A 22,371-nucleotide genomic window follows, 5' to 3' on the forward strand; every position below is an offset into this window, starting at 1 on the left:
TCTTCTCTCGGTCTCGATGTGGGTAGCGACTACCAGCGGTAGTGCGCGAAGGCCTTGTTGGACTCGGCCATCTTGTGCGTGTCCTCGCGCTTCTTCACAGCGGCACCCAGGCCGTTGGAGGCGTCGAGGAGCTCGTTGAGCAGCCGCTCGGTCATGGTCTTCTCGCGACGGGCGCGGGAGTAACCGACGAGCCAGCGCAGCGCGAGGGTGTTGGCGCGACCGGGCTTGACCTCGATCGGCACCTGGTACGTCGCACCACCGACACGGCGGGACTTGACCTCGAGGGTCGGCTTGATGTTCTCGAGAGCGCGCTTGAGCGTGATGACCGGGTCGTTGCCGGTCTTCTCGCGCAGACCCTCCATGGCGCCGTAGACGATGCGCTCGGCGGTGGAGCGCTTGCCGTTCAGCAGCACCTTGTTGATCAGGGAGGTCACCAGAGGAGAACCGTAGACCGGGTCGATGATGACCGGGCGCTTCGGGGCGGGGCCCTTACGAGGCATTCTTACTTCTCCTTCTTGGCGCCGTAGCGGCTGCGGGCCTGCTTGCGGTTCTTGACACCCTGGGTGTCGAGGGAACCGCGGATGATCTTGTAGCGAACACCCGGCAGGTCCTTCACACGGCCGCCGCGCACGAGCACGATGGAGTGCTCCTGCAGGTTGTGCCCCTCACCCGGAATGTAAGCGGTGACCTCGATCCCGCTGGTCAGACGCACACGCGCGACCTTACGCAGGGCCGAGTTCGGCTTCTTCGGGGTGGTCGTGAACACACGCGTGCAGACGCCACGGCGCTGAGGGGAACCCTCGAGTGCGGGCGTCTTGTTCTTCTCGACCTTGTCCTGCCGGCCCTTCCGGACCAGCTGCTGGATCGTAGGCACTACTTCTCCGGTTTCTGTGTGCCGAATGGTGAAGCTAACCTGGAACGCCACCGACCCACGCGGTCGGGTGTGTCGAAGTCGCGCACTCCGCCCGCGAGGCGGAAGGAGACGCGAAATGCGGTGGCCACACACGGCCCCGGTGCGGCTGTAGACACGCACGAGGGCCAGGGCACACCCCAGGCACAAGGTCTGAGCGTACCTAGCGCATTCGCTGCGGTCAAAACAAATGGGCGACACCGGTATCCGCGCCCGTTTCACCCCACTTTGACCTGATCGACAGGGGCCGTCTCAGGCCCGCGGCAGCGGGACACGCCGCTCGTCGCCGTCCGTGCCGCCGGGTGCGGGTGGGGGTGCGGGCGCGGTCGGGGGTGGGGGTACGGGTGCGGGCGCGGGTGCCGCCGTGTCGTGGCGGACGAAATAGGTCGGCCGGTTCTGCACGGCCGTGTAGATGCGCCCCACGTATTCGCCGAGCAGGCCGACGCAGACCAGCTGCACGGCGCCGATGAAGACGATGCCGGTGAACAGCGAGGTCCAGCCGGGGACCGTGCGGCCCAGGGCGAACGCGGTGAGCGTGTAGACCAGCAGCCCCAGGCAGACCACGAACGCGCCGCCGCCCAGCCAGGTGGCGATGCGCAGCGGGGCCGCGGAGAAGCCGGTGACGCTGTCGACCGCCAGGCGGATCATCCGCCCCAGCGGGTACTTCGTGCGGCCCGCCGTACGCGGAGCGCGCTCGTAGGTCACCTGCCCGCTCGGGAAGCCCAGCCAGGGCACCAGCAGGCGGTACACCCGCTGCTGGTCCGGCAGCGCCTTGAGCGCCTCCACGGCGGCCCGGCTCAGCAGCCGGAAGTCCCCGGCCTGGGCGAGGACCGAGGGGCCGGCCAGGCGCCGCATGAGCCGGTAGTAGAAGCCCGCCGTCCACCGCTTGAACCCCGAGTCGCTGCTGCGGTCCGCGCGGACCCCGTACACGATGTCGAGGCCCTCCGCGCGGGCCAGCGCCAGCATGTCGGGGATCTTCTCCGGCGGGTCCTGGAGGTCGGCGTCCAGGCTGACCACGTAGGCGCCGCGGGCCCGGTCGAGCCCCGCCGTGAGGGCCGCCTGGTGGCCGGAGTTGCGCCGCAGGGCGACCACGCGCAGCTCCGGCCAGCCCAGCCGGAAGGCGTCGAGCAGCTCCGCCGTGCGGTCGCCGCTGCCGTCGTCGACGGCGACGACCTCGTGCGGGACGCCCAGCTCGGTGAGGACCGGACGCAGCCTGGTGACCAGCGCGGGCAGGACGTCCTCCTCGTTGAACATCGGAATGACGACCGACAGCACGACCGGTTCGTGCCGCTCCGCGTCCCGTCCCTCGGGCACCGCGCCTCCCTCCGCATGACCTTGAGTACAGATGTGCGACTCTTGTGCGATCTTATGGCAGGAATTGACGGTTGAGGGTGGCCCGAGGGGGATGACAGCCATGGACACGGCTGCCGACGACACGGTGACCGACGGGCCGGCCGGCGCCGGCGAACGACCGCCCGGCGAGGCCGCGGCACGCTCCTGGCGGCACTGGCCCCCCGCCCTCCCGGCCGGCGCGCGGCCCTACCTCGCCCCCCTGGCGCTGTACGGCGTCGCCAAGCTCGTCGGCCTCGGGGTCTTCGCCTCCCTCCTGACGTACGCCGGGGACTTCCGGGGGAAGAACCCGCGCTTCGGCGGCGGCGCCCACTGGTGGGACGTGCTGGGCACCTGGGACGGCTGGTGGTACCTCCAGGTCGCCGAGCACGGGTACAGCCCCGCCCTGGTGCGGCTCGGCGGCGACGGCCTGTTCACGGTCCAGCAGAACTCGGTCGCGTTCTTCCCGCTCTACCCGGCGCTCATCCGCCTGGTCTCGGAGACCACCGGCCTCGGCCTGTACGGCTCCGGCATCCTGGTCTCCGTCCTCACCTCGTTCGTCGCCGCGGCCGGGATCTACGCCGTGATCTCGCTGATCGCCGGGGCGCGGGCGGGCACCGTCGCGGCCGGGCTGTGGGCGGTGGCGCCCGGCGCGGGCGTCGAGTGGGCGGTGTACTCCGAGTCCCTGTTCGTCGCCCTCGCCGCCTGGGCCTGCTACGCCGTGATGAAGGGGCGCTGGGTGGCGGCGGGCCTGCTGGCCTTCACCGCGGGCCTGAACCGGCCCACGTCCGCCGTCCTCATCGGCGCCGTGGGCCTCGCCGCCCTGGTGACGCTGGCCCGCCCCGCGTCCCGGCGCGAGCACGGCGTACGCGGCCCGGTGTACGCGATGCTCGTCGCACCGCTCGGCCTGCTCTCCTACATCGCCTGGGTCGGCTACCGCACCGGCGAGGCCACGGCCTACTTCACCCTCCAGCGCGAGGGCTGGGCCCACTTCTTCGACTACGGCGCCTACACCTGGGACGTGCTGCGCAACCTCGCGGTGGGCCGCGGCGACTACCCCTTCGCCTTCTCCACCCCGGACCTGCTCTCCCTCCAGCTGGTCCTGGCGCTGCCCTTCCTGATCGCGCTGATGCTGCGCAAGAAGCCCCCGCTGGTCCTGGTCGCGTACACCCTGGCGACGATCGTCACGGTCCTGGGCACCCAGCAGATGTTCGGCAACACCATGCGCTACCTGCTCCCCGCCTTCCCCCTGCTCCTCGCTCCGGCCGCGGCCCTGAGCCGCCTGAGGCTGCCGAGCCTGGTCGTCTTCTTCACCACGGCCTCGATCGCCTCCGGCTGGTACGCCCACTACGTGATCTTCGAACTGGGCGTGCCGTAGGCACCCGAAGGGCCGTCTCAGCCACAGCGGCCGATTGTCGCCCGTTGCCCGTATGCCCTGGTCAAGTACGTTGTCTGGTTACGAGGGTGCGGCATCGGCACAGCGAACGCGGGGGCGGCGGGATGACCGGCGGACGTACACACGCTTGGGACGACGACGGGTTCGACGACGGCGTGCCCTTCCTCGCGCGGCTGGAGAAGGAGGACCGCACGGCCCTGCTCCGGGCCGGACGGCCGCTGCGCTACCGGGCCCGCAGCGTCATCCTCCACCAGGACGAACCCTCCTCCCACGTACTCCTGCTGCTGCACGGCTGGACCAAGGTGACGGCGATCGCGGCGAACGGCTACGAAGCCCTCCTGGCCCTTCGAGGGCCAGGAGACATCGTGGGCGAGGGCGCAGCGCTCAGCGGGCGTCATCGTTCGGCGACCGTCACCGCGCTCGACGCCGTCGAAGCGGTCGTCATCGACGAGCCCCGCTTCACCGCCTTCCTCACGGCACACCCCGGAGCCGCCCTGCGGCTGCTGAGCCTGACCACCGACCGGCAGCGTTCGACCGACCGTCGGCGGCTGGAGTGGGCGGCCCTCACGGTACGTGAGCGTCTGGCAGTGCTCCTGCTGGAGCTAGTCCGCACGCACGGAACCCGCACCGACGAGGGGGTCGAGCTGACCATCGGACTCAGCCAGCAGGAGTTCGCCGGGTCGGTCGGCTCCTCGCGCGAGGCGGTTGCCCGACTCCTCAGGGAACTGCGGGACCGGCATGTCGTGGTCACCCGACGCCGACGCATCGTCGTCCTGCGCCCGGACATCCTGCGTCGCATCATCGGGGGACAGCCCGCCTGACAGCCCACCGGGCAGGCTGCCGTCTGTGCACACGGTCACACTTGGTCCGTGTCATCGGCCCTCTGACACCTGTCGTCCGTCCGCCATCGTGCTGCTCAATCAGCGAGCACGAGAGGCAGAACCATGACGGACCCCCTGTACCGCACCATCCTCCTCTTCGACATCGAGCAGTTCGGCTCCCGCGACGACGTGGAGCAGGCGTTCCTGCGCCGACTCCTGTACGAGGTCGTCGACGCCACGCTCCTCGCCGCCGGCATCGACGAATCGGCGCGGCTGCGCGCGGACCGCGGTGACTCGGTGATGGAGCTCATTGACGTCCAGGCCTCGGTCCCGGCGCTCGTCAAGACCCTGCTCACCGAGGCTCCCGCCCTGCTGCACAGCAAAAACCGACTGATCGCCAGCAGCGCCCAAATGCGATTGCGCATGGTGCTGTCCTCCGGGTACGTCGCGATCGACGAACTCGACGGCTGGGTCGGCTCGGACCTCAATCACGCCGTGCGCCTCCTCAACTCCGACCCGCTGCGGGTCGCCCTCAAGCAGCGCGACGACCACAGTGTGCTGTGCGTGTCCGACGGCATCTACACGGGAGTCGTGCGGCACGGCCCGCTCGGCGTACGTCCAGACGACTTCCGCCGCGTCACCGTGGAGACGAAGGAGGGACCGACGGTGGCCTGGGTGCACGGCGTGTCCGACGCAGACGCCTCCCGGGCCGCCACTGAGGACTCTGCGCCGGTCCCGGACCCGGCCATCTCCAGGCCCGCGACCACCACCTACGTGCACGGCGACCAGTACGGCGTGAGCGGAGGCACGGTCCACGGCGACCAGCGGTTCGACTTCACCCGCCGTGAACGGGACGAGCGCCGATGAGCCAGGCGGAGGCGGCGGCCCCGGCCAAGTCGGCCGACGAGACCGCGCAGGACAGCGAGCGCAAAGAGCAAGGGGAGTCTGCCGAAGGCCAGGAACAACCTCGCCAGAAGGCATGGGCAGCACGCCGGGACCTGATCGCGCACGGCCCCGAGTTCATCTCCACCCTGGTCGGCGGGGACCAGTTCGGGCAGTCGGGTGGCTCGCACTACGGCGACACGATCTTTCACATCGGCGGCGGTCGAGCCGAAGCGTCCGTCGCCACCCCTGGGCCCGTCCCCGAGGCAGAGGTGGAGAGACTGGCCGGCGCCTTCCAGGAGGCTGAGGACTTCGACGAGGTGCTCACCCGACTCAAGGCGGAGCGGTTCCTCATCCTGTCCGGCGGACGGGAGACGGGCCGCAGAACCGCCGCGTTGATGCTGCTGCACCGGCTCGGTCTCGACCGATTCTTCGAGCTGGAGCCGCCCACGGCCTTCCCCGCGCTCTCCGACCAGTTGGACACCGGCGCGGGTCACGTCCTGTGCGATCTGACCGTCAGCCGCAACCGCCCCCTACGACAACCGCACCTCCTGGCGCTGCGCCGGGAACTGGAACGCCGTGGAGCCTACCTGGTGATCACCGTGGAGCCGTCGGCGGCGCTGGGCGACATCTCCTCCGTACGGTGGGACCCCCCGCCCGCCGAGGACATCCTGCACGCTCACGTCACCCCGGTAACCGGCGAGAGCGCTTGGCCGCATCTGCTTGAACGCGCGGCGGTCAAGGAGTTCCTCGCCCAGCAGCACCCGCCGCGCCAGATCGAGCGCTTCGCGAAGGAAGTCGTCGCCCTGCACCTCGGGCAGACCGACGAACGGCGACTGGCCGCATACGGGGCAGCCGCCGTGCGCGGCCAGGTCTCCCGCTGGCTCATGGAGGCCGAGCCCATCCTGCGGGAGAAGGCTTTCCTCATCTCGCTCGCGGTCTTCGACAAGGCCCCGTACGCGGTGGCCGCGGAGGTCGGCGACGGCCTGTTCGTGCGGTTGCAGAAGATCGAGGACCCCGTCGTCCCTGCCCGTATCCCCGTCTTCGGCACCTCGCGCGAGGAACGACTGCGACTCGCCCGCGCCACGGGCTACGTGGCTACGGAGGTCACGGAACACGGCCCCGTCATCGGCACCTTCTTCGCCGGGTTCCGCGACGAGCGGACCCCCCGTCTACTCCTGGAGGAGGTGTGGAACCGTCATCCCTCGTCTCGGCCCGCAATCGCCGAGTGGCTCCGCAAACTCGCCGAGGACCGCCGCCCTCTCGTGCGGACCAGGGCTGCCTCAGCCGCCGCCCAGCTCGCCCACTTCGACCTTTCGTCCGCGCTGGCGCATCTCATCGAACCGTGGGCTGACGCCCGAGACTCCCACTCCTGGCTGGTGGCGGCCAACGCGCTCACCATGGCCCAGCTGCTGGAGGTGCCCACTGTTCTGCGCATCCTCCACGAATGGTGCACCGGCGAGGTGGAGAGCCGCCGCTGGACCGCCATCCGCGCCTTCGGCCTGCTGGGTCCGGTGCACTACGAGGAAGCCCTGGAAGCGCTCCTGGACGCGGCTCGCCGGCAGCCGCCCGACGACAACGACGCCGATACCGAGGACGACAAGCCGTCGGAGGCGACCAAGCAGTTCGCGGACGCCCTGGAACTGCTGCTTCTCGCCGTGAAGAACCCCGTGCTGGCCCAACTCGCCAAGCAGCTCGACCCGGACCACACCGACCGTACGGCCCGCCCATACGCGCTGCTCGCCTTCTTCCAGGCCTGCACCCAGCCGAAGGAGGAAGACAGCGGACGCCCCATCGTCCTCGACTGGTACGGGGAGGCTCTGGCAGCCGGAAACAGGACGGCCACGCGGCAGCTCGTCCAGTTCTGGGACGCGCTCCTGGCCGACCGGACGCACACCGCGCAGGCCCTTGCCGTACTGCGCGGCTGGGTACGCGCGGCCGACACCGACCCCGAGTCGGAACGGGCCCTCGTCCCGTTGCTGTACGAACTCGCCGAAACCGCCGTCAACCATCGGCGCATCACCCACCTGCTGCGTACGGTCCGCGACTCCGGTGGCGTCCCTTCCCCGGCTGCCGACCGCCTGCTCAAGCGCCTCTCCCCCGCCTGACCGCTCACGGAAGGCAGACCATGGAACACCCCCAGCAACCTGACGAGCTCGACTGGTTCCGGCAACCACCGCCGCCCCCGACCCCGGCCCGCACCATCGAGGACCCGGTCCGCACCGTCTGGCAACTCCCCCGCTTCCACATCGGCCGCCGCCGCTTCATGGGACGCATCGACTACGCACTGGTCTGCGTCACACGAACCGGGTTGTACGAGACCTTCCCGCCACCGGCCCGCCCCGCCTCCACAAGGCGCTTTGTCGCCCTGTACGAGGTGGACACCGACCCCCACGTCTTCCAGCTGAACGTGCTTCTGCCGAGCAAGGTCGACAGTTTCGAGTTCGAGGCCACCGCGGACATCACCTGGCGCGTCGTGGATGCGGAGCGGTTCGTCCGCAGCCAGGAGCGGGACGTGCCGGGGCTCGTCACCCGCAGAGTGCTTCCCGTGCTTCGCGCGGCCAGTCGTGGTTACGCCATCGACGAGAGCGCGGCCGCCGAGCGGGCCGTGCAGCAGGCGGTGAACGACACCTCGTGGCTCGGTGAGGATCTGGGTCTGCGCACGGCTTGCTCGGTCCGGCTGCGCCGCGACGCGTCCGAACGGAACCACCAAGCGCGGCTGCGGGCTGCCCGGCACGATGCGGAGGCCGTGGCACCCGAGCACAAGGCGGCGGTTCTTCAGCAGACGTACGAGGCGAGTCGCACCGCGGAAAAGATCCGGTTCTACGAGCATCACCTGGAACGAGGTGGTGTCGCCGCACTCGCGCTGCACCTGGCGGTACACCCCGACGACACCCAGCTGGTCCTCGGTCACCTCCATGACGAGCAGGCCAAACTGGTCGAGACCCAGCTCCATCTGATCGACCGGGCCCTGGACAGCAAGCGGCTGGAGGACCACCACCTGGACGAGCCGCACCAGCTCATCGCGGATCGTATGACCACCATCCTGGGAGCCACCGCACCAGCGGTGAAGTCACCGCCCTACCCCGTTACGCAACCACCGGCGAGCGAGTCGGCACCTCCCGTGGCGACGCCGGAGTCGGGCACGTGAGCACGACCGGCCCGTCGTCGGACGCCGTCCTGCTGGAAACCGGCGCACACCTGCTCGCCGACCTCCGAGCGGAGATAGCCCGGGCCGACGCCAAAGCAGCCGTCCTGGTGGCGGCGCTCGGTCTGTCGGCCGGCGTTCCCACCGCATTGCTGGCCAACTCCCGTTGGCGTCCGGCCCCGCTCCCGGCACCGGCTGCCGTGCTGTGGTGGGGCGGCACGGCCCTGCTGCTGACGGCCCTGCTGGCCGCCCTGCTCGCGGTCGTCCCCCGCTACCGCCCCAGCCGTTGGGCTCCCGGCCGGCCTCTCACCTACTTCGGCGACGTACGAAGGGCATCCAGGTCCGGACGCCTTTCCGCCGCCCTGGCGGACACCGGACGCGACCCTGCTCACGGCATGCTCATCGCCCTTGCCGAGACGAGCGGCATCGCCGCCCGCAAGCACTTCTGGATCCGTGCGGGGCTGATCGCCTTCGGCTGCGCTGCGCTTCTGCTGCCCGCGTCCCTGCTTCTCACGTGAGCCAGCCTTCTGCCGCGCCGCCCACTCGTACCGGAAGGAAGCGTCATGCCCATCAGCTCCGAGCACGGCAACCCGGCTGAACCGGAACCACCGCCCCCACACGACGAGGGCCTACCGCCGCGTCCCGGCAGAATCGTCATCGCGGCACATCAGCGTGGTGTCGACGCCACCGCCCTCGGCCATCTGGCCCTGCATCTCCCGCACGCCTGCGCGAGTCTGACCGTCGTCTGCGGGGCGGCCTACCTCATCGACAAGCTAGGTGGACCATCCTGGTGGATCATCTGCGGCACATGGGTGCTGAGTGGCGGGCTTGTCTTCCACCGCCCCTGCGAGCGAATACTCGCCCGCCGCCTGTTCGGCCTGCGCCATCCGACCCCCGACGAGGACCGCGTACTGCGCCACGTATGGCGCGAGGTCACCGCACGTGCCGGGGTGAACTCGGCCGCATACCATCTTTGGGTCGAGGACAGTGATGGGGTCAACGCCATGGCCGCCGCCGGCCACATCATCGGAGTCACCCGACACTCACTCAGGCACCTGCCGGCCGCGCAGCTCGCAGGCGTCCTCGCCCACGAACTCGGCCACCACAGCCGAGGGCACTCCTGGACCTCACTGCTCACCTTCTGGTACGCGCTGCCCGGCCGACTCACCTGGCGTCTGCTCCGGGTGCTCGCCTCCCGCGTCGACCGGCTTCCCGTGGGCACCGCGGCCGTGTTGATCGGACTCGTGGGCGCCGTGACGGTCGCCCTCGCGACGGCCACGTACGGACTGGTCCTTCTGCCCTTCATCACGCCCTACCTGGCGGCCGCCGTGTCCCGACGCGCCGAGCTGCGCGCCGACGAGCACGCTGCGAATCTCGGCTTCGCATCGCAGCTGATCACAGTGCTGTGCAAGGAACACGAGCGCGAAGAGGCCGCACGCGCCCACGCCGCGGCTCTGGACCTACCGGCCAAGGACGAGGGAGTCGTCGCACGACTGCTGGACTCGCACCCCGACCTTCACACCCGGCTGCATCACCTGCGGGCCCACTTGGAGAGCGGGCGCTGACACGCCGAAGGGCGGCCACCCACTCGGGGTGACCGCCCTTCGGTCGTATCAAGCTGCCCGCTTACTGGTTGTACGGACCGTAGTCGTAGTCCTCCAGCGGAACGGCCTGGCCGGAGCCCGTGCCGAACGGCGAGTAGTCGATGTCGTCGTAGCCGACGGCCGAGTACATCGCGGCCTTGGCCTCCTCGGTCGGCTCCACCCGGATGTTGCGGTAGCGGGACAGGCCCGTACCGGCCGGGATGAGCTTACCGATGATGACGTTCTCCTTGAGGCCGATGAGGCTGTCGGACTTGGCGTTGATCGCCGCGTCCGTCAGGACTCGGGTCGTCTCCTGGAAGGAGGCGGCCGACAGCCAGGATTCCGTCGCCAGCGAGGCCTTGGTGATACCCATCAGCTGCGGACGACCGGAGGCCGGGTGACCGCCCTCCTGGACCACACGACGGTTCTCGGTCTCGAACTTCGTGCGCTCGACCAGCTCGCCGGGCAGCAGCTCGGCGTCGCCGGACTCGATGATCGTCACGCGGCGCAGCATCTGCCGGATGATGATCTCGATGTGCTTGTCGTGGATCGACACGCCCTGCGAGTTGTAGACCTTCTGGACCTCGCCGACCAGGTGGACCTGGACGGCACGCTGACCCAGGATGCGCAGCACGTCGTGCGGGTTGGTGGCACCCACGGTGAGCTTCTGGCCCACCTCGACGTGGTCGCCCTCGCCCACCAGCAGACGGGCACGCTTCGAGATCGGGAACGCCGTCTCGTCGCTGCCGTCGTCGGGGGTGACGACGATCTTCTTGGTCTTCTCGGTCTCCTCGATCCGGACGCGGCCGGAGGCCTCGGAGATCGGGGCGACACCCTTCGGGGTACGGGCCTCGAAGAGCTCGACGACACGCGGCAGACCCTGCGTGATGTCGTCACCGGCCACACCACCGGTGTGGAAGGTACGCATCGTCAGCTGGGTGCCGGGCTCACCGATGGACTGGGCGGCGATGATGCCGACCGCCTCACCGATGTCGACCAGCTTGCCGGTGGCCAGCGAGCGGCCGTAGCACATGGCGCAGGTGCCGACCTGGGACTCGCAGGTCAGGATCGAGCGGGTCTTGACCTCCTCGACGCCGTGGGCGACCAGGGCGTCGATCAGGACGTCACCGAGGTCGACGTTGGCCGGCGCGATCACCTTGCCGTCGATGACGACGTCCTCGGCGAGCATGCGGGCGTACACGCTGGTCTCGACGTCGTCCGCCTTGCGCAGCGTGCCGTCCGCGTCGCGCACGGCGATCGGCAGCTTGAGGCCGCGCTCGGTGCCGCAGTCCTCCTCGCGGATGATGACGTCCTGGGAGACGTCGACCAGACGACGCGTGAGGTAACCCGAGTCGGCGGTCCGCAGAGCGGTGTCCGCCAGACCCTTACGGGCACCGTGCGTGGAGATGAAGTACTCCAGCACGGACAGGCCCTCACGGAACGACGCCTTGATCGGACGCGGGATCGTCTCGTTCTTCGCGTTCGACACCAGACCACGCATACCGGCGATCTGACGCATCTGCATCATGTTGCCTCGTGCGCCCGAGTTCACCATCATGAAGATCGGGTTGGTCTTCGGGAAGTTGTCGTTCATCGCCTCGGCGACCTCGTTGGTCGCCTTGGTCCAGATCGCGATGAGCTCCTGCGTGCGCTCGTCCTTGGTGATCAGACCGCGCTCGTACTGCTTCTGGACCTTCTCGTCCTGCGCCTCGTAGCCCTTGACGATCTCCTTCTTCGCCTCGGGAACGACGACGTCGGAGATGGCCACGGTGACGCCGGAACGGGTCGCCCAGAAGAAGCCGGCCGCCTTCAGGTTGTCGAGCGTCGCCGCCACGATGACCTTCGGGTAGCGCTCGGCGAGGTCGTTGACGATCTCGGAGAGCTGCTTCTTGCCGACCTCGTAGTCGACGAACGGGTAGTCCTCGGGCAGCAGCTCGTTGAAGAGCGCGCGGCCCAGCGTGGTCTTCAGGGTGAAGGTGTCACCCTGCTGCCACTCCGGCTCACCCTCCTCGCGGGCCGGGGGCTCCCAGCCGCGGGGCGGGATGGTGCCCACCGGGAAGCGGATGTCGACCTTCGACTGGAGCGACAGGTCGCCCGCGTCGAACGCCATGATCGCCTCGGCGGCGGACCCGAAGGCACGGCCCTCGCCCTTGAGGTCGCGGCCCTCGCCGTCGGTGGTGAGGAAGAACAGACCGAGGACCATGTCCTGGGTCGGCATCGTCACCGGACGGCCGTCGGCCGGCTTGAGGATGTTGTTCGAGGACAGCATCAGGATGCGGGCCTCGGCCTGCGCCTCCGCGGACAGCGGCAGGTGCACGGCCATCTGGTCACCGTCGAAGTCCGCGTTGAACGCGGTGCAGACGAGCGGGTGGATCTGGATGGCCTTGCCCTCGACCAGCTGCGGCTCGAAGGCCTGGATGCCGAGGCGGTGCAGGGTGGGCGCACGGTTCAGCAGAACCGGGTGCTCCGCGATGACCTCTTCGAGCACGTCGTACACGACCGTGCGGCCGCGCTCGACCATGCGCTTGGCGCTCTTGATGTTCTGCGCGTGGTTCAGGTCGACCAGGCGCTTCATCACGAACGGCTTGAAGAGCTCCAGCGCCATGGCCTTGGGCAGACCGCACTGGTGCAGCTTCAGCTGCGGGCCGACGACGATGACGGAACGCGCCGAGTAGTCGACTCGCTTGCCGAGCAGGTTCTGACGGAAGCGGCCCTGCTTGCCCTTGAGCATGTCGGACAGCGACTTCAGCGGACGGTTGCCGGGGCCCGTGACCGGGCGGCCGCGGCGGCCGTTGTCGAAGAGCGCGTCGACGGCCTCCTGGAGCATGCGCTTCTCGTTGTTCACGATGATCTCGGGCGCGCCGAGGTCGAGAAGCCGCTTCAGGCGGTTGTTGCGGTTGATCACACGGCGGTACAGGTCGTTCAGGTCGGAGGTCGCGAAGCGGCCACCGTCCAGCTGCACCATCGGACGCAGGTCCGGCGGGATGACCGGCACGCAGTCGAGCACCATGCCCTTGGGGCTGTTGCTGGTCTGGAGGAACGCGGAGACGACCTTGAGGCGCTTGAGCGCACGGGTCTTCTTCTGGCCCTTGCCGGTGCGGATGATCTCGCGGAGGCGCTCGGCCTCCTCGTCGAGGTCGAAGGACTCCAGGCGCTTCTGGAGCGCGGCGGCGCCCATCGAGCCGTCGAAGTAGGTGCCGAAGCGGTCGCGCAGCTCGCGGTAGAGCAGCTCGTCGCCCTCCAGGTCCTGGACCTTGAGGTTCTTGAACCGGTTCCACACCTCGTCGAGGCGGTCGATCTCGCGCTGCGCACGGTCGCGCAGCTGCTTCATCTCCCGCTCGGCGCCTTCGCGCACCTTGCGGCGCACGTCGGCCTTGGCGCCCTCGGCCTCCAGCTCGGCCAGGTCGGTCTCGAGCTTCTTGGCGCGGGCCTCCAGGTCGGAGTCGCGGCGCTGCTCGATCTGCTGGCGCTCGACGGAGACGTGGGCCTCCAGCGAGGGCAGGTCGCGCGTGCGGCGCTCCTCGTCCACGAAGGTGATCATGTAAGCGGCGAAGTAGATGACCTTCTCGAGGTCCTTCGGCGCCAGGTCAAGCAGGTAGCCCAGGCGCGACGGGACGCCCTTGAAGTACCAGATGTGGGTGACGGGAGCGGCCAGCTCGATGTGGCCCATCCGCTCACGGCGCACCTTGGCGCGAGTGACCTCGACGCCGCAGCGCTCACAGATGATGCCCTTGAAGCGGACGCGCTTGTACTTGCCGCAGTAGCACTCCCAGTCCCGGGTCGGACCGAAGATCTTCTCGCAGAAGAGTCCGTCCTTCTCGGGCTTGAGGGTGCGGTAGTTGATGGTCTCGGGCTTCTTGACCTCGCCGTGGCTCCACTGACGGATGTCGTCAGCGGTAGCCAGACCGATCCGGAGCTCGTCGAAGAAGTTGACGTCGAGCACTATGCGTCAATCCCTCTCAGGGTTGTAAGTCTGTGGTCTGAAACGGGGGTCGCGGGATCGGCGGGGCCTCTGCGAAAGAGGCCCCGCCTGACTCCCGTCAGACCTCTTCGACGCTGCTCGGCTCGCGCCGCGACAGGTCGATGCCGAGCTCCTCCGCTGCGCGGAAGACGTCCTCGTCGGTGTCACGCATCTCGATGGACATGCCGTCCGAGGACAGCACCTCCACGTTGAGGCACAGGGACTGCATCTCCTTGATGAGCACCTTGAAGGACTCGGGGATGCCGGGCTCAGGGATGTTCTCGCCCTTGACGATGGCCTCGTAGACCTTCACGCGGCCGGTCACGTCGTCGGACTTGATGGTCAGCAGCTCCTGGAGGGCGTACGCGGCGCCGTAAGCCTCCAGCGCCCACACCTCCATCTCACCGAAGCGCTGGCCACCGAACTGGGCCTTACCACCCAGCGGCTGCTGGGTGATCATCGAGTACGGGCCGGTCGACCGGGCGTGCAGCTTGTCGTCGACCAGGTGGTGGAGCTTGAGGATGTACATGTAGCCGACCGAGATCGGCTCCGGGAACGGCTCACCGCTGCGGCCGTCGAACAGCCGCGCCTTGCCGGACGGGAGCACCATGCGCTCGCCGTCCCGGTTCGGGATGGTGTGCTGGAGCAGGCCGGCCAGCTCGTCCTCGCGCGCACCGTCGAAGACCGGGGTGGCGACGTTGGTGCCGGGCTCGACCTTGTCGGCGCCGATGGCCTGGAGCCGCTGCGCCCACTCCTCCGCGAGGCCGGAGACGTCCCAGCCGCGGCTGGCGAGCCAGCCGAGGTGGATCTCCAGGACCTGCCCCGGGTTCATTCGGGACGGGACACCCAGCGGGTTCAGGATGATGTCGACGGGCGTGCCGTCCTCCAGGAACGGCATGTCCTCGATCGGGTTGATCTTGGAGATGACGCCCTTGTTGCCGTGCCGGCCGGCGAGCTTGTCACCGTCGGTGATCTTGCGCTTCTGCGCCACGTACACGCGCACCAGCTGGTTCACACCGGGGGGAAGCTCGTCGCCCTCCTCGCGGTCGAAGACGCGGACGCCGATGACCTTGCCGATCTCGCCGTGCGGGACCTTCAGCGAGGTGTCGCGGACCTCGCGGGCCTTCTCACCGAAGATCGCACGGAGCAGGCGCTCCTCCGGGGTCAGCTCGGTCTCGCCCTTGGGCGTGACCTTGCCGACCAGGATGTCGCCGGCGACGACCTCGGCACCGATGCGGATGATGCCGCGCTCGTCGAGGTCGGCGAGGACCTCCTCGGAGACGTTCGGGATGTCCCGGGTGATCTCCTCGGGGCCGAGCTTGGTGTCACGGGCGTCGACCTCGTGCTCCTCGATGTGGATCGAGGAGAGGACGTCGTCCTGCACGAGGCGCTGCGACAGGATGATCGCGTCCTCGTAGTTGTGACCCTCCCACGGCATGAAGGCGACCAGCAGGTTCTTGCCGAGCGCCATCTCGCCGTTCTCGGTGGCCGGACCGTCGGCGAGGACCTGGCCCTCGATGACGCGGTCGCCCTCGGAGACGATGACCTTCTGGTTGACCGAGGTGCCCTGGTTGGACCGGGAGAACTTGGCCAGGCGGTACGTGATGTACGTGCCGTCGTCGTTGGTCGTGGTGATGTAGTCCGCGGAGACCTCCTGGACCACACCCGCCTTCTCGGCCTTGACCACGTCACCGGCGTCGGCGGCGGAGCGGTACTCCATGCCGGTGCCGACGAGCGGGGACTCGCTCTTGATGAGCGGCACGGCCTGACGCATCATGTTCGCGCCCATGAGGGCACGGTTGGCGTCGTCGTGCTCGAGGAACGGGATCATGGCGGTCGCGACCGACACCATCTGGCGCGGCGAGACGTCCATGTAGTCGACGTCGTCACCGGGGACGTAGTCGACCTCGCCGCCACGACGGCGGACCAGGACGCGGGTCTCGGCGAACCGCATGTCGTCGTTGAGCGTGGCGTTGGCCTGCGCGATGACGAAGCGGTCCTCCTCGTCGGCGGTCAGGTAGTCGACCTCGTCGGTGACCTGGCCCTCGACGACCTTGCGGTACGGCGTCTCGATGAAGCCGAACGGGTTGATCCGGCCGTACGAGGCGAGCGAGCCGATCAGACCGATGTTCGGGCCTTCGGGCGTCTCGATCGGGCACATGCGGCCGTAGTGCGACGGGTGGACGTCGCGGACCTCGAAGCCGGCCCGCTCACGGGAGAGACCACCCGGGCCGAGGGCGTTCAGACGACGCTTGTGCGTCAGCCCCGACAGCGGGTTGTTCTGGTCCATGAACTGGGACAGCTGGCTGGTGCCGAAGAACTCCTTGATGGAGGCGACGACCGGCCGGATGTTGATCAGGGTCTGCGGCGTGATCGCCTCGACGTCCTGGGTGGTCATGCGCTCGCGCACGACGCGCTCCATACGGGCGAGACCCGTACGGACCTGGTTCTGGATCAGCTCGCCGACGTTGCGGATGCGGCGGTTGCCGAAGTGGTCGATGTCGTCGGTCTCGACGACGATCTCCCGGCCCGACTCGCCGACCGTCTCGGTCTCACCGGCGTGCAGCTTCACCAGGTACTTGATCGTGGCGATGATGTCGTCGGTGGTGAGGACGCCGGCGTCCAGGGGCTCGTCGGCGCCGAGCTTCTTGTTCACCTTGTAGCGGCCGACCTTGGCGAGGTCGTAGCGCTTCGGGTTGAAGTAGAGGTTCTCGAGCAGCGTCTGCGCGGCCTCACGCGTGGGGGGCTCGCCCGGACGCAGCTTGCGGTAGATGTCGAGCAGCGCGTCGTCCTGGCCCTGGGTGTGGTCCTTCTCCAGGGTGGCGCGCATGGACTCGTACTCGCCGAACTCCTCCAGGATCTGCTCGGTCGACCAACCGAGCGCCTTGAGCAGGACGGTCACGGACTGCTTGCGCTTGCGGTCGATGCGCACACCGACCATGTCGCGCTTGTCGATCTCCATCTCCAGCCAGGCACCCCGGGACGGGATGATCTTGGCGGAGAAGATGTCCTTGTCGGACGTCTTGTCGATGGAGGAGTCGAAGTAGACACCCGGCGAGCGGACCAGCTGCGACACGACGACACGCTCGGTGCCGTTGATGACGAAGGTGCCCTTGTTCGTCATGAGCGGGAAGTCGCCCATGAAGACCGTCTGGGACTTGATCTCGCCGGTCTCGTTGTTGGTGAACTCGGCGGTGACGAAGAGCGGGGCCGCGTACGTGAAGTCACGGTCCTTGCACTCGTCGATGCTGTTCTTGGGAGGCTCGAAGCGGTGGTCGCGGAACGTCAGCGACATCGACCCGGAGAAGTCCTCGATCGGCGAGATCTCCTCGAAGATCTCTTCCAGACCGGACTTGGTGGGGACGTCCTGACCGGACTCCAGAGCCGACTCGACGCGAGCCTTCCAGGCGTCGTTGCCGAGGAGCCAGTCGAAGCTCTCGGTTTGCAGCGCGAGAAGGTTCGGAACCTCGAGGGGCTCCTTGATCTTTGCAAAGGAGATGCGCAGCGGGGCGGTGCTGGCAGCGTTGTTCGTATTCGCGGTCGAGGCATTGCGCGAGGCGGCCAAGAGGGGGTCCTTCCGAGGGCTCGGACTCACTACGCGCGTACCGGCCCCTCTTCCGTGCACGGAGACAGGGGGTGCCTGATGTGGCTAAAGAGCCAGGTCAGACATGCTCTGGTCGTCAGTGCTCGGGCGAGGGTAGACCCCTGGTGACGGGCAGGGGGCAGCTAACAGGCAGCGCAAAGGGTCAGTGTAGCCACTTGGCACACTGATGTCCAGTGCGGTTCTCGGGGACCGTGTTCACTCCTCGTTGTTCTCACCACCTGTGCGGCAAGGCCTCGCCCTCAACGCACCCAGATACTGCCCTCTTCGCCGTCGATCCATGCCTCGGATTCGGATCCTTGTGACGACGCCCTGAGAATTGCGCGCTGCGTGCGGTTCGTCAAGGCCCCCCTTGCCCAAACCGGTTGTCGCCCGGGAGCTCTCAGGGCCCCGGCGACGGCACGACGAAGATCACCCTACTCTTCACCGTCCCGCGTGCAAGGCGACCGCCGCCGGACCCCGGATACGCCGAAGAGCGACCACCCGGATGGATGATCGCTCTTCGGTGCTACGGCGTTACAGACCCTGACGGATCCGTCGTACCGGTGCGGTCTTACTTGACCTCGACGGAGGCGCCGGCGCCCTCGAGGGACTCCTTGGCCTTGTCCGCGGCGTCCTTGGCGACCTTCTCGAGGACGGGCTTCGGGGCGCCGTCCACGAGGTCCTTGGCCTCCTTCAGACCCAGGGAGGTCAGCTCGCGCACGACCTTGATGACCTGGATCTTCTTGTCGCCGGCACCCGTGAGGATGACGTCGAACTCGTCCTTCTCCTCGGCCTGCTCGGCGGCGGCGCCGCCACCCTGGCCGGCGACGACGACCGGCGCGGCAGCGGCGGCGGTGACGTCGAACTTCTCCTCGAAGGCCTTCACGAACTCGGAGAGCTCGATGAGGGTCATCTCCTCGAACTGGGCGAGCAGGTCGTCCTGGCTGAGCTTCGCCATGATGGCGGTCCTTCCACTAATTCGGCAGGTGCCGGATGTACGGGGTGTGGCGGGCGTACGTCGGCCCGCTGCGACCCGTGCCGCGCTCAGGCGGCCCGGATCAGAAAGCGAGCCGAGTTACTCGGCACCGCCCTGCTCGTCCTGCTTGGCACGGAGCGCGTCCACAGTGCGGACGAGCTTCGACGGCAGCGCCTGGAAGACAGAGGCAGCCTGGGACTGCTTGCCCTTCATGGCACCGGCCAGCTTGGAGAGCAGAACCTCGCGGGACTCGAGGTCCGCAAGCTTCTTGATCTCGTCGGCGGACATCGCCTTGCCGTCAAGGACACCGCCCTTGATGACGAGATTCGGGTTGTCCTTGGCGAAGTCGCGCAGACCCTTCGCCGACTCCACCGGGTCACCGGTGACGAAGGCGACGGCCGTCGGACCAGCGAAGAGCTGGTCGTCGAGCGTGATCCCGGCCTCGTTGGCCGCAATCTTGGTCAGCGTGTTCTTCACCACGGCGTACTGGGCGTTCTCACCGAGCGACCGGCGCAGCGTCTTGAGCTGCGCCACGGTGAGACCGCGGTACTCGGTCAGCACGGCGGCGTTGGAGCTGCGGAACTTGTCCGTCAGCTCGGCAACCGCGGCAGCCTTCTCGGGCGTCGCCATAGAGCCTCGGCCTCCTTCCGGGTGATTCGGACCGCGCGGACCCGAAGGAGGACTGGGGAAAACGAAACGCCCCGGCGCAGGCGCACGGGGCGTGACTCGACCGGCTGGCATCCGCACGGGGCGGGTACACCGGGAGTTCATCCACAGTCACCTGCGCGGGTCGTCCGCAGTTCAGCGGATCCTTCGGCCACCGTGTCCTCTTTCGAACACACGGCAACGACCAGCGGTCTTTGGCTTCTGGGGAAGCGTACGTGAACGGGGCAGTGTCAAGCAAATCCGCCCCCGCGGCGACCGGGGCGACCCGGGCGCACAGCGCCTCAGCCCTGCTCGGCGCCCTTCATCATCTCGGCCAGGTCGGCGGTCTCCGCGGCCGGCGGGGCGGTGACCTTCACGGGCTCGTTGAAGCCGAGGAAGGTGATCGTCATGTCCAGCGGGCCCTTGTCGGCGTTGCCGCGCATGCGGAACTGCTTGGTCTGTTCGTCGCCGTCGACCCACATGTCCATCGTGAGCTTGTCGAGGCCCATCTTCTCGTACTGCTCGAGGCTCTTCTGGCGCTTGTCCCGGGTGGCCTTGTCCTCGTCGCCGATCGACTTCTCCAGGTCGGCGAGGGTGACCGTGCCCTTGTAGTGGGTGGTCTCCACGCCGTCGACGGTCTCGGTGCCGACCTTCTCGACGTCCTTGGCCCCGGTGAGGAAGGTGGACTCGGTCGCCGGGTTCTTGTCCGCCTGGGAGGCTCCGCCGAGCTGGTTCAGCTGCTCGTCGGCGCCCATCGCGGACATGTCGAACTTGATCCAGCTCTTGCCGTCCATCTCCTTGGCCGCCTCGGGGCCGCCGCCGACGAACAGGGCCTTGTCGACGAGCCGGATCTCCGCGGTGCCGTCGGCTCCCTGGTCGAGCGCCGTCATCTTCATGCTCATCGCGAGGGCCGGCTTGATCTGCATCTGGGCCTCGGCCTTGACCCGGCCCGCCTCGGGGACCTTGCCGGTCATGCGGTAGCGGAGGGAGTTGATCTCCTCCGAGTTCTTCGCCGCCTTGGCGACGGCGGCCGCGGGGGTCATCTCCGGGGAGTCGGAGGCGTTGTCCTCCTGCGAACAGCCCACCGCCCCGGCGGCGAGCAGCAGCGCGGCCAGTCCGGCGCCGACGGGCACACGTACGGAAGTCTTCATCGATATCCCCCCACGGGATTCAAGGAGCGCAGGAGCGTGAAGGGGCACAGGAGACGCATCGCCGCTCCACAGCTTCTTTGCAGTTCTTTGGTACAAGGACGCGAGCCTAGCCGAAACGGTTCGAACGATCTTGGGATTTCTCCGCCGGTCCGGTCCGCCCGGTCCGTCCGACCCGCCCGGTCCGCCCGGTCCGCCCGCTCGGGTCCTAGCGCCCCTGTGACGCCAGCAGTTCCTTGAAGTCCGCGGTGTCCGCGGCCGGCGGGCGTTCGGCGGAGACCGTGACGCCGTAGTCGCTGTAGTACGCGGTCTGGGTCAGCTCTCCGGTCTTCGTGCGTCCCCGCTCGACCTTCTTGACCAGCAGGTCCCGGTCGTCGACCCAGATGTCGACGGTCTGCCCGGTGGCCCCGCCCACCGTGCCGGACCAGTGCGTGGTGCGCCGGCCACGCGTCGTCTCCTCGCCCACCTCGCGCACGTCCCCGGCCGACAGCAGCAGCTTCACCGTCTGGTGGGGCGTGGTGTTGCGCATCCGGTCGGCGAATCCGGCGCCCGCGCCGCCGTCGAGGTCCTCCAGGTCCTCGTACCCGTACTTGATCCAGTGCCGGCCGTCCAGCCGCTGGGCGAACTCGTCGCCCATCCTGGCGTAGTAGGCGTCGGGCCGGTAGCGGGCCTCCATCGCGGTGGTGCCGAGGCGGCGCATGGTCTCGGCGGTGGTACCGCCCGTGTAGGTGATCGTCAGGGTGCCGGTGAGGCCGTCGTCCCAGCCGAGGGCGCCCTCGGCCGCCAGGGACAGCTCGCGGCCCACCACGGTCGTGGACTCCACCCGCGCGGAACCCGCCCGCCCGGTGGCCCGCTCGACGGCCCGCAGGGCGCGGGCCGCGGGACCGGTGAGGGCCGGGGGCCGGGAGGACGGCGGAGCGGAGGCGGAGGACGCGGCCGGACGAGTGGGCCCGGTGGGCTCCCCGGAACCGGCGGGTCCCCCGGCGCCGGTGCACGCGGTGGAGCACGCCAGCGCGGCCGACACCGCGATCGAGGCGACCGTACGGCGTGCCGTCGTGCCCGTCATCCGCCCACCCCTTGCGCCCCGTACGGCTCCTGCGCCCCGTGCGCGGGTCCGTTGCCCGCACGCTAACCCAGAGCGCCGGAAAAGGGGACGGGCCAAAAGGGACGAGCCAACAGGGACGGGCCCCGCACCTCGAAAGGTGCGGGGCCCGTGAACCGGTGGGGCGAGCCGTCGGCTCAGACCGCGGCCGGGTCCTCCTCGACGAGGAGGTTGCGGGTGCGGTTGGAGTCGAGCGGAATGCCGGGGCCCATCGTGGTGCTGAGGGCGGCCTTCTTGATGTAACGACCCTTGGCGGCGGACGGCTTCAGACGGAGGATCTCCTCCAGCGCCGCGCCGTAGTTCTCCACCAGCTTGGTGTCGTCGAACGACGTCTTGCCGATGATGAAGTGCAGGTTCGAGTGCTTGTCGACGCGGAACTCGATCTTGCCGCCCTTGATCTCGGTGACGGCCTTGGTCACGTCCGGGGTCACGGTGCCGGTCTTGGGGTTCGGCATCAGACCACGGGGACCGAGCACGCGGCCGAGGCGGCCGACCTTGCCCATGAGGTCCGGGGTGGCGACGACGGCGTCGAAGTCCAGACGCCCCTTCGACACCTCGTCGATCAGCTCGTCGGCGCCGACGATGTCGGCGCCCGCGGCACGCGCGGCCTCGGCACGGTCACCGGTCGCGAAGACCAGGACCCGGGCGGTCTTACCGGTGCCGTGCGGGAGGTTCACGGTGCCACGGACCATCTGGTCCGCCTTGCGCGGGTCGACACCCAGACGGAAGGCGACCTCGACGGTGCCGTCGAACTTGGAGGTGGAGGTCTCCTTGGCGAGACGGACGGCCTCGAGCGGGGCGTAGAGCTTGTCCCGGTCGATCTTGGCGTCCGCAGCGCGGAGAGACTTGCTGCGCTTGCTCACTACTGCTCCTGTTGGCTTCTGAGG

Annotated in this window: 17 protein-coding genes; 7 read left to right on the top strand and 10 right to left on the bottom strand. The window is 68.7% G+C overall.

Annotation, left to right across the window (positions count from 1 at the left end):
• Positions 1-29: 29 nt before the first annotated feature.
• The 3 genes from rpsG to ACIRGB_RS31920 form a co-directional block, all read right to left on the bottom strand.
• A complete protein-coding gene (gene rpsG / locus ACIRGB_RS31910; RefSeq protein ID WP_003974303.1) occupies positions 30-500 on the bottom strand; it encodes a 30S ribosomal protein S7 in 471 nt (156 codons plus the stop codon).
• A 2-nt stretch (positions 501-502) separates the two neighbouring features.
• The gene (rpsL, locus tag ACIRGB_RS31915) at positions 503-874 is read right to left on the bottom strand and encodes a 30S ribosomal protein S12 (protein ID WP_003948652.1); all 372 of its coding nucleotides are present in this window, start codon (positions 872-874) and stop codon (positions 503-505) included.
• Positions 875-1,162: 288 nt separating this feature from the next.
• Positions 1,163-2,224: a glycosyltransferase family 2 protein gene (locus tag ACIRGB_RS31920; RefSeq protein ID WP_403872307.1), complete on the bottom strand. Its 1,062-nt coding sequence runs from the start codon at positions 2,222-2,224 to the stop codon at positions 1,163-1,165.
• A 100-nt stretch (positions 2,225-2,324) separates the two neighbouring features.
• On the opposite strand from ACIRGB_RS31920, the gene ACIRGB_RS31925 reads away from it, so the two are divergent.
• From ACIRGB_RS31925 to ACIRGB_RS31955, 7 genes are all read left to right on the top strand, one after another.
• Positions 2,325-3,617, top strand: a complete 1,293-nt coding sequence (locus ACIRGB_RS31925; protein WP_403872309.1) for a hypothetical protein — start codon at positions 2,325-2,327, stop codon at positions 3,615-3,617.
• A gap of 122 nt (positions 3,618-3,739) precedes the next feature.
• The gene (locus ACIRGB_RS31930; protein ID WP_030145449.1) at positions 3,740-4,456 is read left to right on the top strand and encodes a Crp/Fnr family transcriptional regulator; all 717 of its coding nucleotides are present in this window, start codon (positions 3,740-3,742) and stop codon (positions 4,454-4,456) included.
• Positions 4,457-4,579: 123 nt separating this feature from the next.
• A complete protein-coding gene (locus tag ACIRGB_RS31935) occupies positions 4,580-5,323 on the top strand; it encodes a hypothetical protein (protein WP_403872311.1) in 744 nt (247 codons plus the stop codon).
• Complete coding sequence (locus tag ACIRGB_RS31940) at positions 5,320-7,446, top strand: hypothetical protein (protein WP_403872313.1); 2,127 nt, start codon at positions 5,320-5,322, stop codon at positions 7,444-7,446. Before ACIRGB_RS31935 ends, ACIRGB_RS31940 begins: the two co-directional genes overlap by 4 nt.
• Positions 7,447-7,466: 20 nt before the next feature.
• Complete coding sequence (locus ACIRGB_RS31945) at positions 7,467-8,489, top strand: hypothetical protein (RefSeq protein WP_403872315.1); 1,023 nt, start codon at positions 7,467-7,469, stop codon at positions 8,487-8,489.
• Complete coding sequence (locus ACIRGB_RS31950; RefSeq protein ID WP_403872317.1) at positions 8,486-9,004, top strand: Pycsar system effector family protein; 519 nt, start codon at positions 8,486-8,488, stop codon at positions 9,002-9,004. The genes ACIRGB_RS31945 and ACIRGB_RS31950 overlap by 4 nt, the downstream gene beginning before the upstream one ends.
• Positions 9,005-9,049: 45 nt before the next feature.
• On the top strand, positions 9,050-10,051 hold the full coding sequence (locus ACIRGB_RS31955) for a M48 family metalloprotease (RefSeq protein WP_403872319.1): 1,002 nt from the start codon (positions 9,050-9,052) through the stop codon (positions 10,049-10,051).
• Positions 10,052-10,112: 61 nt separating this feature from the next.
• Here ACIRGB_RS31955 and ACIRGB_RS31960 read toward each other — a convergent pair whose 3' ends face one another.
• The 7 genes from ACIRGB_RS31960 to rplA all read right to left on the bottom strand — a co-directional run bounded on the left by ACIRGB_RS31960 (position 10,113) and on the right by rplA (position 22,347).
• Positions 10,113-14,012, bottom strand: a complete 3,900-nt coding sequence (locus ACIRGB_RS31960) for a DNA-directed RNA polymerase subunit beta' (RefSeq protein ID WP_052839550.1) — start codon at positions 14,010-14,012, stop codon at positions 10,113-10,115.
• Positions 14,013-14,109: 97 nt separating this feature from the next.
• A complete protein-coding gene (gene rpoB / locus ACIRGB_RS31965) occupies positions 14,110-17,595 on the bottom strand; it encodes a DNA-directed RNA polymerase subunit beta (protein WP_403872322.1) in 3,486 nt (1,161 codons plus the stop codon).
• Positions 17,596-18,184: 589 nt separating this feature from the next.
• Positions 18,185-18,571 (bottom strand): 50S ribosomal protein L7/L12, encoded by a 387-nt coding sequence (gene rplL / locus ACIRGB_RS31970; protein ID WP_403872324.1) that lies wholly within the window; start codon positions 18,569-18,571, stop codon positions 18,185-18,187.
• 117 nt (positions 18,572-18,688) lie between these two features.
• Positions 18,689-19,219 carry a 50S ribosomal protein L10 gene (rplJ, locus tag ACIRGB_RS31975; protein WP_007443924.1) on the bottom strand — a complete coding sequence of 177 codons (531 nt, stop codon included), beginning with the start codon at positions 19,217-19,219 and terminating at the stop codon, positions 18,689-18,691.
• A gap of 317 nt (positions 19,220-19,536) precedes the next feature.
• Positions 19,537-20,385, bottom strand: coding sequence for a DUF1396 domain-containing protein (locus ACIRGB_RS31980; protein ID WP_403872326.1), 849 nt, complete (start codon positions 20,383-20,385; stop codon positions 19,537-19,539).
• 205 nt (positions 20,386-20,590) lie between these two features.
• On the bottom strand, positions 20,591-21,448 hold the full coding sequence (locus ACIRGB_RS31985) for a hypothetical protein (protein ID WP_403872327.1): 858 nt from the start codon (positions 21,446-21,448) through the stop codon (positions 20,591-20,593).
• Between the two features lie 173 nt (positions 21,449-21,621).
• Positions 21,622-22,347 carry a 50S ribosomal protein L1 gene (gene rplA, locus ACIRGB_RS31990; RefSeq protein WP_356366399.1) on the bottom strand — a complete coding sequence of 242 codons (726 nt, stop codon included), beginning with the start codon at positions 22,345-22,347 and terminating at the stop codon, positions 21,622-21,624.
• Between the last annotated feature and the right edge of the window lie 24 nt (positions 22,348-22,371).

The sequence above is a fragment of the Streptomyces sp. NPDC102490 genome (assembly GCF_044765285.1).
Lineage (GTDB): Bacteria > Actinomycetota > Actinomycetes > Streptomycetales > Streptomycetaceae > Streptomyces.

Coding starts and splice junctions, on each gene's coding strand:
- rpsG (WP_003974303.1), bottom strand. CDS start 500: ATGCCTCGTAAGGGCCCCGCCCCGAAGCGCCCGGTCATCATCGACCCG.
- ACIRGB_RS31925 (WP_403872309.1), top strand. CDS start 2,325: ATGGACACGGCTGCCGACGACACGGTGACCGACGGGCCGGCCGGCGCC.
- ACIRGB_RS31930 (WP_030145449.1), top strand. CDS start 3,740: ATGACCGGCGGACGTACACACGCTTGGGACGACGACGGGTTCGACGAC.
- ACIRGB_RS31935 (WP_403872311.1), top strand. CDS start 4,580: ATGACGGACCCCCTGTACCGCACCATCCTCCTCTTCGACATCGAGCAG.
- ACIRGB_RS31940 (WP_403872313.1), top strand. CDS start 5,320: ATGAGCCAGGCGGAGGCGGCGGCCCCGGCCAAGTCGGCCGACGAGACC.
- ACIRGB_RS31945 (WP_403872315.1), top strand. CDS start 7,467: ATGGAACACCCCCAGCAACCTGACGAGCTCGACTGGTTCCGGCAACCA.
- ACIRGB_RS31955 (WP_403872319.1), top strand. CDS start 9,050: ATGCCCATCAGCTCCGAGCACGGCAACCCGGCTGAACCGGAACCACCG.
- rplL (WP_403872324.1), bottom strand. CDS start 18,571: ATGGCGAAGCTCAGCCAGGACGACCTGCTCGCCCAGTTCGAGGAGATG.
- rplJ (WP_007443924.1), bottom strand. CDS start 19,219: ATGGCGACGCCCGAGAAGGCTGCCGCGGTTGCCGAGCTGACGGACAAG.
- ACIRGB_RS31980 (WP_403872326.1), bottom strand. CDS start 20,385: ATGAAGACTTCCGTACGTGTGCCCGTCGGCGCCGGACTGGCCGCGCTG.
- ACIRGB_RS31985 (WP_403872327.1), bottom strand. CDS start 21,448: ATGACGGGCACGACGGCACGCCGTACGGTCGCCTCGATCGCGGTGTCG.